Origin of the sequence: Microtetraspora glauca (assembly GCF_040656155.1) — a bacterium.
In the GTDB taxonomy this organism is placed as follows: domain Bacteria; phylum Actinomycetota; class Actinomycetes; order Streptosporangiales; family Streptosporangiaceae; genus Microtetraspora; species Microtetraspora glauca.
Map to the genome: position 1 here is coordinate 173,255 of NZ_JBFALK010000004.1, position 11,303 is coordinate 184,557.

Genomic DNA, 11,303 nt, shown 5'->3' on the forward strand with positions numbered 1-11,303 from the left:
AGAAGAGATATCGGCGGGATCACCCAAGTCGTTTCGCCGCCAGCCGCTCGGGGTTGGGCCAGCGCACGTCGTGCACCCAGCCGGCCTTCTCGAACCAGCGGATCAGGCCCGCGCTGAGGTCGATCTGGCCCTTGAGCACACCGTGCCTGGCGCAGGTCGGGTCGGAGTGGTGCAGGTTGTGCCACGACTCGCCGAACGACGGGATCGCCAGCCACCACACGTTGCGAGACTTGTCGCGGACCTCGAAGGCCTCCTCGCCGAAGACGTGGCAGATCGAGTTGATCGACCACGTGACGTGGTGGAGCAGACCGATGCGGACCACGGTGCCCCAGAAGAACGCGGTGACCGCGCCCTGCCAGGACCAGGTCACCAGCCCGCCGAGAATCGGCGGCAGCAGCATCGAGCTGAAGGCGAGCGCCGGGAACCAACGGTGCAGCTTCATGACGTCCGGGTCCTTGACCAGGTCCGGAGCGTACTTCTCGCGGTTGGTGCGCTCGGACTCGAACAGCCAGCCCATGTGCGCGTAGAGCAGCCCCTTGGACAGGGACTTGAAGCCGGGGCCGAAGCGCCACGGTGAGTGCGGGTCGCCCTCCTTGTCGGAGAACTTGTGGTGTTTGCGGTGGGTGGCGACCCAGTCGAGCACGGACATCTCGAGCGAGAGGCTGCCGGCGATCCCCAGGATAATCTTCATGGTCCGGTTGGCCTTGAACGACCCGTGCGTGAAGTAGCGGTGCAGGCCCACCGTGACCCCGAGCCCGGACACCACGTAGAACACCGCGGAGATAATCACGTCGCTCCAGCCCAGGCCCCATCCCCAGGCGAACGGCACAGCGGCGAACAGCGCGACGATGGGAGCTCCGACGACGATGCCGAAGGTGATCAGTTCGGCTCGGGTTTTCGGCTCCGGCTCGAACTCCGGCTTGGGCTGCCGTGCAGGACGTTCGGTGAGGACAGTCATGGGCTACCTCGCGAAGATGTGGGGAAGATGTCCGGCTACGCCACCGTAACCTACGCCATCGTAAGTTAGGAATTCCTAAGCCGCGAATGTAGGGAAGGTGACTCATTCCCACCCCAACTCGTGGCGCATCCATGCCTTGTGGAAGTGTCACTCGGTCTGCTACAAGCGTGGGTCCTCGGCGGTCGCGGAGCCAGGGTGGCGGGGCAACCTTTGCGCCAGGTTGGCGGCCCCCTGGCGGTCCTGTCCCGCTCGCACCGCACCGGCCGCGAATCGCGTTGAGTAGTCGGATTGCGACGGCTGATGCGTGGGAGAGGGCTACTACGGCTGTCTTCGTATAGATGTGCGCCAGGGTGCCTCGCTCTATCGGAAGATCGAGGGATGGTTTCAGGGGATGGCGGGCGGAATTACCGAGTCGGCAGGCGGCCCCACCGATCGGTAAGGTGGGCCTTGGCCTGTCGTGGTCGGGGATCACGAGAGTCCGATTCATCCCGGATCGTCTAATCGGCAGGACTTTCGGTTTTGGTCCGAAATGTGGGGGTTCGAGTCCTCCTCCGGGAGCTGCGTGTTCAGGTTCGAGGCCTGGTCGGGTGGTGAGACCGGCCAGGCTTCTTCCTTGTCCGGACCTTCTCGGTCGGGAACCGGGCCGGTTGCTCATCGCGGGCATGGGCGCACCGCTTGTCCGCCGCGATGCTCCGATCACTCGCATCTTCGCGACGGCGTTCGGCCCGATCGGACGGCTCACTGTCACGGCGCCTTCACTCGCCGGGACCGCCCGCTGCCGGGCCGCTGTCGGGCCGTTTTCGGCTGAGGAAGCAGCGCCGTGGTTACTGTCCGGAGTGTCCGGCAAGGTGAACATCGGGACCAGCGTCCTGACCCGGGCACGCCGGCGTGCTCGGCCGCGGGTGATGGTGCTTCACCGTCACGTTGCGTGACCCCGAGCCGAGGGCGGCGTTCCAGGTGGGGGCTGGATTCCGGTTGGGGGACGGCAGGTAAGCTCACCTTGTCGAGTGGGTGACCGTGCGACGCCCTGGCGGTAGCCGTACGTGATCCTCAAGCCGACCCGTTTCAATCGCGGATCCGAGGGAGCCCCCGCAAGTGAGTGTGCCGCGCCCTGCCGCCGTCATCGTCCTCGCCGCGGGCGAGGGCACCCGGATGAAGTCGAGAACCCCCAAGGTCCTGCACGAGCTGTGCGGTCGCGCGCTCGTCGATCACATGCTCGGCGCGGCCCGCGGGCTGGAGCCCGAGCGGCTGATCGTGGTGATCGGCCACGCCCGTGAGCAGGTCGAGGCCCATCTGGCCGGGAGCGCGCCGGACGCGCGCACCGTCGTCCAGTCCAGGCAGAACGGCACCGGCCACGCCGTGCGCACCGTCCTCGAGGCGGTCGGCACGATCAACGGCACGGTCCTCGTCACGTACGGCGACACGCCGCTGCTGCGCGCCGAGACGCTGAGCGCCCTGGTGGAACGGCATGCCGAGGACGGCAACGCCGTCACCGTGCTCACCGCGGTGGTGCCCGATCCGACGGGATACGGGCGGATCATCCGCGACACCACCGGCGCCGTCCTGGAGATCGTCGAGGAGAAGGACGCCACACCCGAGCAGCGGGCGGTCACCGAGATGAACTCGGGCGTCTACGCCTTCGACGGGTTGCTGCTCGCCGACGCGGTCAAGCGGGTGGGGGCGGCCAACGCCCAGGGTGAGGAATACCTCACCGACGTGCTGTCCATCCTGCGGGAGGACGGCCACCGCGTGGGGGCGCACGTCGCGGCCGACTACGTGGAGGTCGAGGGCGTCAACGACCGGGTCCAGCTCGCCTTCGCCCGGCAGGTGCTCAACGACCGCATCCTCAAGGCGCACATGCGGGCGGGGGTCACGATCGTCGACCCGTCCAGCACGCTGGTCGACGCCGGGGTGGTCATCGGCCCCGACGCCGTGATCCTCCCGGGGACCCAGCTCCTCGGTGCGACGAGCGTGGGCGGTGGCGCCAGGATCGGCCCGGCCACGACGCTGACCGACACCGTGGTGGGCGAGGACGCCGTGGTGCGCAACGCGGTCTGCGAGGGCGCCGAGATCGGCGCGGAGGCGTCGGTCGGCCCGTTCGCCTACCTGCGCCCCGGCACCCGTCTCGGGCGCAAGGGGAAGATCGGGACATACGTCGAGACCAAAAACGCCGCGATCGGCGACGGCTCCAAGGTGCCGCACCTGACCTATGTCGGGGACGCGACCATCGGGACCGGGTCCAACATCGGCGCGGCGTGCGTCTTCGTGAACTACGACGGCGTCGACAAGCACCACACGGTCGTGGGCGACCACGTCAGGATCGGCAGCGACAACATGCTGGTCGCTCCGGTGCGGGTGGGCGACGGCGCCTACACCGCCGCCGGCTCGGTGATCACCAATGACGTCCCGCCAGGGGCGATGGCGGTGGCCAGGGGCAGGCAGCGCAACATTGAAGGATGGGTCACGCGCCGTCGTGCCGGGACCTCTTCGGCCGAGGCCGCCCGGCTCGCTCTGGCGGCTCAGGAAGAGGTCGACCAGGAATAGCGACCGAACAAGCGGCGCGAGGCCGTACGCAGTCAGCAAGGAGAGATCGAGGCGCGGGAGACCGCGTAACTTCCCGAGGGGAAACAGCCGCCGTGAGCGTGCACAGCGAGCGAGCAAGGGGGCACAGCGAGGTGCCGCGGGTACGGATGACGAGTTGCCGGATGGTGGCCGCATGTTCGGCGAGGAGAGCGTCGTGAGTGGAATCAAGGCGGCGGGCGAGCGGAACCTGATGTTCTTCTCGGGCCGGGCGTTTCCCGAGCTGGCCGAGGAGGTGGCGTCGAACCTCGGGGTGGAGATCACTCCGACGGCGTTGCGCGACTTCGCGAACGGCGAGATCTACGTGCGCTATCTGGAGTCCGTCCGGGGCTGCGACGCGTTCGTGATGCAGTGCCACACCGCTCCGATCAACAAATGGATCATGGAGCAGCTGATCATGGTCGATGCCTTGAAGCGGGCCTCGGCCAAGCGCATCACCGTGATCATGCCGTTCTTCGGGTACGCCCGGCAGGACAAGAAGGGGCGCGGTCGCGAGCCGATCACGGCGCGGCTGATGGCCGACCTGTTCAAGCAGGCGGGCGCGGACCGGCTGATGTCGATCGATCTGCACACCTCGCAGATCCAGGGCTTCTTCGACGGCCCGGTGGACCACCTGTTCGCCTCGCCGGTCCTGATCGACTATCTGCGGGACAAGCTCGACCCCGCGACCACGACGATCGTCTCGCCCGACACCGGCCGCGTGCGGCTGGCCGAGCGCTGGTCGGACGCGCTGGGCACCCAGGTGGCGTTCATCCACAAGCGGCGGGACCTCGACGTGGCGAACCAGGTCAAGGTGCACGAGGTGGTCGGCCGCGTCAAGGGACGCACCTGCGTTCTCATCGACGACATGATCGACACGGGCGGCTCGATCTGCAAGGCGGCCGACGCACTGTACGAGCACGGCGCGACCGACGTGATCGTGGCGGCGACGCACGCGGTGTTCTCCGACCCGGCGGTGGACCGGCTGAAGAACTCCCGGATCTCCGAGGTGGTCGTCACCAACACGCTGCCGCTGGCGGAGGACAAGAGGTTCGACAGCCTGACCGTGCTGTCGATCGCACCGCTGATCGCGCGCGCCATCGAGCAGGTCTTCACCGACGGTTCGGTGACCAGCCTCTTCGAGGGCGACAGCTGATCGCCCGTGACCCGCGGGTCCCCGCCGTCGTGGAGTGGCGGGGGCCGCGGTTCGGGTAGGCTGCTCAAGTTGCGCTCGTAACGCCTTCCGCTAGGGCGGGTGAGGGGGAGCGCGTCATCCATAGACGATCATCCCTAGGAGATGTGCCGTGTCTGAGGTTCGCATCGCCGCTGAGCTCCGTACGGAGTTCGGCAAGGGCGCCGCTCGCAAGATCCGCCGCGCCGACAAGGTCCCCGCCGTCCTGTACGGCCACGGCACCGACCCGAGGCACCTGACGCTGCCGGGCCACGAGGTCCTGCTGGCCCTGCGTACGGCCAACGTGCTGATCCGCCTGCAGGGTGAGGTGGACGAGCTGGCGCTGCCCAAGGGTGTCCAGCGTGACCCGATCAAGGGCTTCGTCGAGCACGTCGACCTGCTCCTGGTCAAGCGCGGCGAGAAGGTCACCGTCGAGATCCCGGTCACCGTCACCGGTGACGTGGTCGGCGGCGCCCTGCTCGACCAGCAGCTGGTGACGGTCTCGGTCGAGGCCGAGGCGACGCACATCCCGGCCGGTGTCGAGGTGGACGTCGAGGGCAAGGAGGTCGGCTTCGCCGTCAACGCGAGCGACCTGAACCTGCCGAACGGCGTCACCCTCGCGGGCGACCCGGAGGCGCTGGTCCTGCACGTCGTCGCGGCTCAGGTGGCGGAGCTGCCGGCCGAGGGCGAGGCCGTCGTGGCCGAGGCCGCCGAGGGCGAGGCCGCCGAGGCCGCCGAGTAGGAACGTTTCGCGTGAGAGGGTCCTCCACAGGATGTCCTGTGGAGGACTTCTCCGTATGAGGAGACGGTGATGGAGGATCAGCGCTGGCTGGTCGTCGGCCTGGGCAATCCGGGGCCGGAGTACGCCGGTAACCGGCACAACGCGGGATTCATGGTGTCGGACGAGCTGGCGGCGCGGGTCGGCGGCCGGTTCAAGGTGCACCGGTCGCGGGCGGAGATCGTCGAGGGCCGGTTGGCGGGTGCTCCCGCTGTGCTGGCGAAGCCGCTGTCGTTCATGAACCTGTCCGGCGGCCCGGTGAAGGCGCTCGCGGACTTCTACAAGGTGGCCCCGGCCAACGTCGTCGTGATCCATGACGAGCTGGACATCCCGTACGGCGCCCTGCGGGCGAAGCTGGGCGGCGGCGACAACGGGCACAACGGCCTCAAGTCGATCACCAAATCCCTGGCGACGCGGGACTACCTGCGGATCAGGTTCGGGATCGGCCGGCCGCCGGGCCGGATGGACGCGGCGGCCTTCGTGCTGAAGGACTTCGCGACGGTGGAGCGCAAGGACCTGCCGTTCCTGGTGGACCGGGCGGCGGACATGGTGGAGTCGCTGATCCGGGTGGGGCTGGAGGCCACGCAGAACACCTTCCACGCGGCCGACCTGAACCCGGTCAAGCCTCCTCGCTGACGGCGCCCCCGGCGGCGGGGCGGTCCTCCTCGACGGTGGGGCGGTCGCGGTCCCGCCAGAGCATGAGGTTCTGGAAGAGCTCGGCCTGCTCGATCGCGTCGTCGAGGGCGTGGTGGGTGTGCCGGCGGGTGGATCTCACCTCGCGCGGCATCTGCCGTTTGGTGGACCAGGCGATCGGGACGCCGGCCTTCGCCGCGTAGAGCGTCTTGATGTCGATGCACCGGGAATGTCCGAACGGAGATTCCCCGGTGAATTTCATGAAATACCAGTAGATCCACATCCAGTCGTAGGAAAGCGGGAACGCGGCCAGTACGGGCAGTGTGTCCCCGCAGACCTCGCGCACCCAGGCCGCGGCTGCGCTCATCGCCTCAGCCGGATGCCATCCCTCCCTGATCAGCGCGTCGCGGTCGAGGCCGCTCACGGCGAGGGCGGCGGGCACGTAGTCGTCGCTGATCGGGCGGAGTTCGGCGTAGAAGGTCGCCGATTCCGGTTCGGGCCTCTCAAACGTCCTTCCCGCCATACGTCCGGCGACCGCCATGCCGAAACTCACCATGGAATAAGGGCCGGGAATGGGCCCGTCGGCTTCGATATCAACGGATATATACGTTTCGGCTTTCACGGATTCTCCTCAAGCGTGGCCATTCGGCCGCTAGCATTCCGTCACTGTCAGTAAGCGTTCAGTGACAGTTCGATGGCAAATCGACCATGCGCGGGGAGGCGGGGCGTGCAGGAGGGCGAGCTGGCCGCGGCGGCCGTGGGCGTGCCGGGGGGCGTGTCCGCGTCTCCCGTTTCCCGGCCGCCGAAATGGGCCTCGCGGTACCGCTTCCACGCGGCACTCGTCGACATCGCCTGTGCTCTCCTCGCTGGAACCACCGCTGTCGCGGCCCGGTTCGGCGAGGTTACTCCGTACGTCGCCCCCTATGTCGTGATGAGCGGGATGCTGCCGCTCCTGTGGTCGTGCTCGCTGGCGATCAACCGGGCGTACGAGCCGCGCCTGATCGGGGTGGGCTCCGAGGAGTTCCGCCGGATCGCCCAGTCCGGCTTCACGCTGACCGCCGCCGTCGCGATCGCCGCGTACGTGACGAAGACCGACATCGCCCGCGGTTACGTGGTGCTCGCCCTCCCGGTGATGACCGTGCTCACCCTCTGCGCCAGGTACGGCATGCGCCGCAGGCTGCACCGGCGCTGGGCGAGGGGCGGCTGCATGCGCAGGGTCGTGGCGGTCGGCCACCGGGCCGCGATCACGGATCTGACGCGCAGGTTCCGGCGCGAGCGCTACCACGGGATGGAGATCGTCGCCGCCTGCGTGCCGTACGACGCCTCGGGAGAGGTGGAGGGCGTGCCGGTGCTCGGCGACTTCACCGACGTCCCCTTGGTCGTGGAGCAGGCGGGGGCAGACACGGTGGCCGTGCTGGCCTGCCCCGAGCTGGACGGTACGGCGCTGCGGCGGTTGGCGTGGCGGTTGGAGCGCAGCCGTACGGACCTGGTCGTCGCGCCCGCGCTGATGGAGGTTGCCGGGCCGCGCACCACGATCAGGCCCGTGGCGGGGCTGCCGCTGTTGCACGTGGAGCATCCGGAGCTGGCCGGGATCCGGCAGCTCATCAAGAACGCCTTCGACCGGATCGTGGCGGGAGTGGCGCTCGTCGCGCTGTCCCCGCTGCTCGCCGTCCTGGCGGTGGCCGTACGCGTGTCGAGCCCGGGACCGGCGCTGTTCCGGCAGACGCGGGTCGGCAAGGACGGCGCGGAGTTCACCATCCTGAAGTTCCGCACGATGTGGCAGGACGCGGAGGCGCGGAAGGTCGATCTCGTCAGCGACGCGGGCGGGGTGCTGTTCAAGATCCGTCAGGACCCGCGGGTGACGCCGATGGGAAGCTGGCTGCGGCGCCGCTCGCTGGACGAGTTGCCCCAGCTGATCAACGTGGTGAAGGGACACATGTCCTTGGTGGGGCCGCGTCCGCCGCTGCCGGAGGAGGTCGCACGGTACCGTGACGACGTCCGCAGGCGGCTCGTGGTCCGCCCGGGGATGACGGGCCTGTGGCAGGTGAACGGGCGATCGGACCTGTCATGGGAGGAATCAGTGCGGTTGGACCTGCGTTACGTCGAGAGCTGGTCTCTCATGCTGGATCTGCAGATCCTGTGGAAGACGTGGTCGGCCGTGATACGCGGGGCGGGAGCTTACTGAATGACGATGCGGGACGACCACACTCTGGCCGGTGAGCTGGCGTCGGAGGCGGGTGAGCTGCTGCTGCGGCTCCGTGACCGCCACGGCTTCGCCGATCCGAAGGCGTTGAAGGACGCGGGAGACCGCGGGTCGCATGACTATCTGATGGAGGCCCTGGCGCGGTTCCGGCCGGACGACAGCGTTCTGTCGGAGGAGGCCACGCGCGAGGAGCGGCTGGATCCCAGGAGGCTCTCCGCCGAGCGGGTCTGGATCGTCGATCCGCTGGACGGCACCCGCGAGTTCGCCGAGGAGGGCAGGTCCGACTGGGCGGTCCACGTGGCGCTGTGGGAGGGCGACGCGCTGAAGGCCGGCGCCGTGGCGCTTCCGGCCCAGGGGAGGACGCTCACCACCGGGGAGCCGCCCCTGCTGCCCCGGGCGTCCGGGCGCTTCCGCATCGCGGTCAGCCGGACCCGGCCGCCGGAGTTCGTGGCGAAGCTGGCGCACGAGGTGGGCGCGGAGCTGGTGCCGATCGGCTCGGCGGGCGCCAAGATCGCCGCGGTGCTGACGGGCGCGGTCGAGGCGTACGTGCACGCGGGCGGCCAGTATGAGTGGGATTCGGCCGCTCCGGTCGCCGTCGCGCTCGCCGCGGGCGCCCACGCGAGCAGAATCGACGGCTCGCCGCTCGTGTACAACCAAGCCGACCCCTCGTTGCCGGATATCCTGGTCTCCCTACCGGATCTGGCGCCAACGTTGCTCGCCGGCATCCGTGACCTGCACCGCTAGCCCGTCGAAGGAATCCCCTAATGCTTCAGCGCGACTACACGACGTCGCAGCTCGACGTCCTGGAGGCCGAGGCGATCCACATCATGCGTGAGGTCGCGGCCGAGTTCGAGCGCCCTTGTCTGCTGTTCTCCGGCGGCAAGGACTCCATCGTCATGCTCCGCATCGCGGAGAAGGCGTTCTGGCCGGCGCCGATCCCCTTCCCCCTCATGCACGTGGACACGGGGCACAACTTCCCTGAGGTCATCGAGTTCCGCGACAGGCGGGCCGACGAGCTGAGCGCCCGGCTCGTGGTGGCCAGTGTGCAGGACTCGATCGACTCCGGGCGCGTCTCCGAGGAGACCGGGCGGCGCGCCTCGCGCAACCGGTTGCAGACGACGACGCTGCTGGACGCCATCGAGGAGCACGAGTTCGACGCCGTGTTCGGTGGAGCCCGGCGGGACGAGGAGAAGGCCCGGGCCAAGGAGCGGGTCTTCTCCTTCCGCGACGACTTCGGCCAGTGGGACCCGAAGAACCAGCGTCCCGAGCTGTGGAACCTGTACAACTCGAAGATCCGCAAGGGTGAGCACATCCGCGTGTTCCCGCTGTCCAACTGGACCGAGCTGGACATCTGGGACTACATCCGGCGCGAGGGCATCGAGATCCCATCGATCTACTTCTCGCACACGCGGACGGTGTTCGAGCGGGACGGCATGCTGCTCCCCGACGCCGAGGTGGTGCGGCGCGGTGAGGACGAGCCGCTGTTCGAGGCCGTCGTCCGCTACCGCACGGTCGGTGACATGACGTGCACCGGCGCCGTGGCGTCCACGGCCGCGACGGTCGAGGAGATCATCGAGGAGATCGCGGTGACGCGGCTCACCGAGCGCGGCGCGACGCGTGCCGACGACCGCGCCTCGGAGGCCGCGATGGAGGACCGCAAGAAGGAAGGCTACTTCTAAATGGACATCCTTCGTTTCGCCACCGCGGGCTCGGTCGACGACGGCAAGTCCACCCTGATCGGGCGGTTGCTGTTCGACTCCAAGGCCATCTTCGAGGACCAGCTGGAGGCGGTCGAGCGGACCTCGCGCGACCGCGGGACCGAGTACACCGACCTGTCGCTGCTCACCGACGGCCTGCGCGCCGAGCGGGAGCAGGGCATCACGATCGACGTGGCGTACCGCTACTTCGCGACGCCCAAGCGGAAGTTCATCATCGCCGACACTCCGGGACACATCCAGTACACCCGGAACATGGTCACCGGCGCGTCCACCGCCGACCTGGCGATCATCCTGATCGACGCCCGCAAGGGCGTGCTCGAGCAGTCGAGGCGGCACGCCTTCCTGACGACGCTGCTTCGTGTGCCGCACCTGGTCCTCGCGGTGAACAAGATGGACCTGGTCGACTACGCCGAGGAGCGGTTCGAGGAGATCCGGGAGGAGTTCACCGCGTTCGCGTCGAAGCTGAACGCGGCGGACCTCACGTTCATCCCGATCTCGGCGCTGCACGGCGACAACGTGGTCTCCCGCTCGGAGAGCATGCCCTGGTACCAGGGGACGTCGCTGCTGCACCACCTTGAGAACGTGCACATCGCCTCCGACCGGAACCTGGTCGACGTGCGCTTCCCCGTGCAGTACGTGATCAGGCCGCACAGCGCGACCAGCCAGGAGCTGCACGACTACCGGGGATACGCCGGGCAGGTGGCCGGCGGCGTGCTGAAGCCGGGTGACGAGGTCACGCACCTGCCGTCGGGGCTGACCACGCGCATCGCGGCGATCGACACGTTCGACGGACCGGTCGAGGAGGCGTTCCCGCCCATGTCGGTCACCCTCCGGCTGGAGGACGACATCGACATCTCGCGGGGCGACCTGATCTGCCGGCCGCACAACCAGCCGAGCGTCGCGCAGGAGCTTGACGCGATGGTCTGCTGGATGGCCGACTCGGTGAAGCTCCAGCCCCGGTCCAAGCTGATCATCAAGCACACGACGCGTACGGCACGGGCCCTGGTCAGGGACCTGCAGTACCGGCTGGACGTCAACACGCTCCACCGGGACGAGGCGGCGACGTCGCTGGGTCTCAACGAGATCGGCCGGGTGTCCCTGCGGATCACCCAGCCGCTGTTCGTCGACGACTACTCGCGCAACCGGCTCACCGGCGGGTTCATCCTCATCGACGAGGCGACGAACGGCACCGTCGGTGCCGGGATGATCGTCGACGCGCGGTAGATCATCTGCCGTTCCATGAACGGCTGATTACCTTCCGCGCTAGGGTCGTCACGTTCCGC

Annotated in this window: 10 protein-coding genes and 1 tRNA gene; 9 read left to right on the forward strand and 2 right to left on the reverse strand. The window is 68.5% G+C overall.

All coding sequences use genetic code 11. The annotated features are described in order from the left end of the window. Positions 1 to 19: 19 nt before the first annotated feature. Positions 20 to 958, reverse strand: a complete 939-nt coding sequence (locus AB0I59_RS09800) for an acyl-CoA desaturase (RefSeq protein ID WP_061258207.1) — start codon at positions 956 to 958, stop codon at positions 20 to 22. A gap of 486 nt (positions 959 to 1,444) precedes the next feature. Here AB0I59_RS09800 and AB0I59_RS09805 point away from each other — a divergent pair. The 5 genes from AB0I59_RS09805 (at position 1,445) to pth (ending at position 6,102) form a co-directional block, all read left to right on the forward strand. Beyond that, positions 1,445 to 1,516: transfer RNA gene (locus AB0I59_RS09805), tRNA-Gln, on the forward strand. A gap of 537 nt (positions 1,517 to 2,053) precedes the next feature. Further along, positions 2,054 to 3,502, forward strand: coding sequence for a bifunctional UDP-N-acetylglucosamine diphosphorylase/glucosamine-1-phosphate N-acetyltransferase GlmU (glmU, locus tag AB0I59_RS09810; RefSeq protein WP_358131771.1), 1,449 nt, complete (start codon positions 2,054 to 2,056; stop codon positions 3,500 to 3,502). Positions 3,503 to 3,695: 193 nt separating this feature from the next. Beyond that, complete coding sequence (locus AB0I59_RS09815) at positions 3,696 to 4,673, forward strand: ribose-phosphate diphosphokinase (protein ID WP_061258362.1); 978 nt, start codon at positions 3,696 to 3,698, stop codon at positions 4,671 to 4,673. 148 nt (positions 4,674 to 4,821) lie between these two features. After that, positions 4,822 to 5,430 (forward strand): 50S ribosomal protein L25/general stress protein Ctc, encoded by a 609-nt coding sequence (locus tag AB0I59_RS09820; protein WP_061258209.1) that lies wholly within the window; start codon positions 4,822 to 4,824, stop codon positions 5,428 to 5,430. Positions 5,431 to 5,499: 69 nt separating this feature from the next. Next, positions 5,500 to 6,102 (forward strand): aminoacyl-tRNA hydrolase, encoded by a 603-nt coding sequence (gene pth, locus AB0I59_RS09825; RefSeq protein ID WP_061258210.1) that lies wholly within the window; start codon positions 5,500 to 5,502, stop codon positions 6,100 to 6,102. Here the strand turns inward: pth and AB0I59_RS09830 are convergent. Beyond that, positions 6,086 to 6,640 (reverse strand): 3'-5' exoribonuclease domain-containing protein, encoded by a 555-nt coding sequence (locus tag AB0I59_RS09830; protein WP_358131774.1) that lies wholly within the window; start codon positions 6,638 to 6,640, stop codon positions 6,086 to 6,088. The genes pth and AB0I59_RS09830 overlap by 17 nt on opposite strands. A 153-nt stretch (positions 6,641 to 6,793) precedes the next feature. Here AB0I59_RS09830 and AB0I59_RS09835 point away from each other — a divergent pair, with 153 nt between their 5' ends. Genes AB0I59_RS09835 through cysN form a run of 4 tightly spaced genes read left to right on the forward strand, consistent with a single transcriptional unit; the run spans position 6,794 to position 11,244 of the window. After that, positions 6,794 to 8,284: a sugar transferase gene (locus AB0I59_RS09835; RefSeq protein ID WP_082777210.1), complete on the forward strand. Its 1,491-nt coding sequence runs from the start codon at positions 6,794 to 6,796 to the stop codon at positions 8,282 to 8,284. Then, on the forward strand, positions 8,285 to 9,046 hold the full coding sequence (locus AB0I59_RS09840) for a 3'(2'),5'-bisphosphate nucleotidase CysQ (RefSeq protein ID WP_358131776.1): 762 nt from the start codon (positions 8,285 to 8,287) through the stop codon (positions 9,044 to 9,046). Between the two features lie 20 nt (positions 9,047 to 9,066). Next, complete coding sequence (gene cysD, locus AB0I59_RS09845) at positions 9,067 to 9,981, forward strand: sulfate adenylyltransferase subunit CysD (protein WP_061258213.1); 915 nt, start codon at positions 9,067 to 9,069, stop codon at positions 9,979 to 9,981. After that, complete coding sequence (cysN, locus tag AB0I59_RS09850) at positions 9,982 to 11,244, forward strand: sulfate adenylyltransferase subunit CysN (protein ID WP_061258214.1); 1,263 nt, start codon at positions 9,982 to 9,984, stop codon at positions 11,242 to 11,244. It begins immediately after the preceding gene. The last annotated feature ends 59 nt before the right edge of the window (positions 11,245 to 11,303 follow it).

What these genes read in the sequence shown, in the direction of transcription:
- AB0I59_RS09800 (WP_061258207.1), bottom strand. Translation starts at nt 958, where the DNA reads ATGACTGTCCTCACCGAACGTCCTGCACGGCAGCCCAAGCCGGAGTTC.
- pth (WP_061258210.1), top strand. Translation starts at nt 5,500, where the DNA reads ATGGAGGATCAGCGCTGGCTGGTCGTCGGCCTGGGCAATCCGGGGCCG.
- AB0I59_RS09830 (WP_358131774.1), bottom strand. Translation starts at nt 6,640, where the DNA reads ATGGCGGTCGCCGGACGTATGGCGGGAAGGACGTTTGAGAGGCCCGAA.
- AB0I59_RS09835 (WP_082777210.1), top strand. Translation starts at nt 6,794, where the DNA reads ATGGCAAATCGACCATGCGCGGGGAGGCGGGGCGTGCAGGAGGGCGAG.
- AB0I59_RS09840 (WP_358131776.1), top strand. Translation starts at nt 8,285, where the DNA reads ATGACGATGCGGGACGACCACACTCTGGCCGGTGAGCTGGCGTCGGAG.
- cysD (WP_061258213.1), top strand. Translation starts at nt 9,067, where the DNA reads ATGCTTCAGCGCGACTACACGACGTCGCAGCTCGACGTCCTGGAGGCC.
- cysN (WP_061258214.1), top strand. Translation starts at nt 9,982, where the DNA reads ATGGACATCCTTCGTTTCGCCACCGCGGGCTCGGTCGACGACGGCAAG.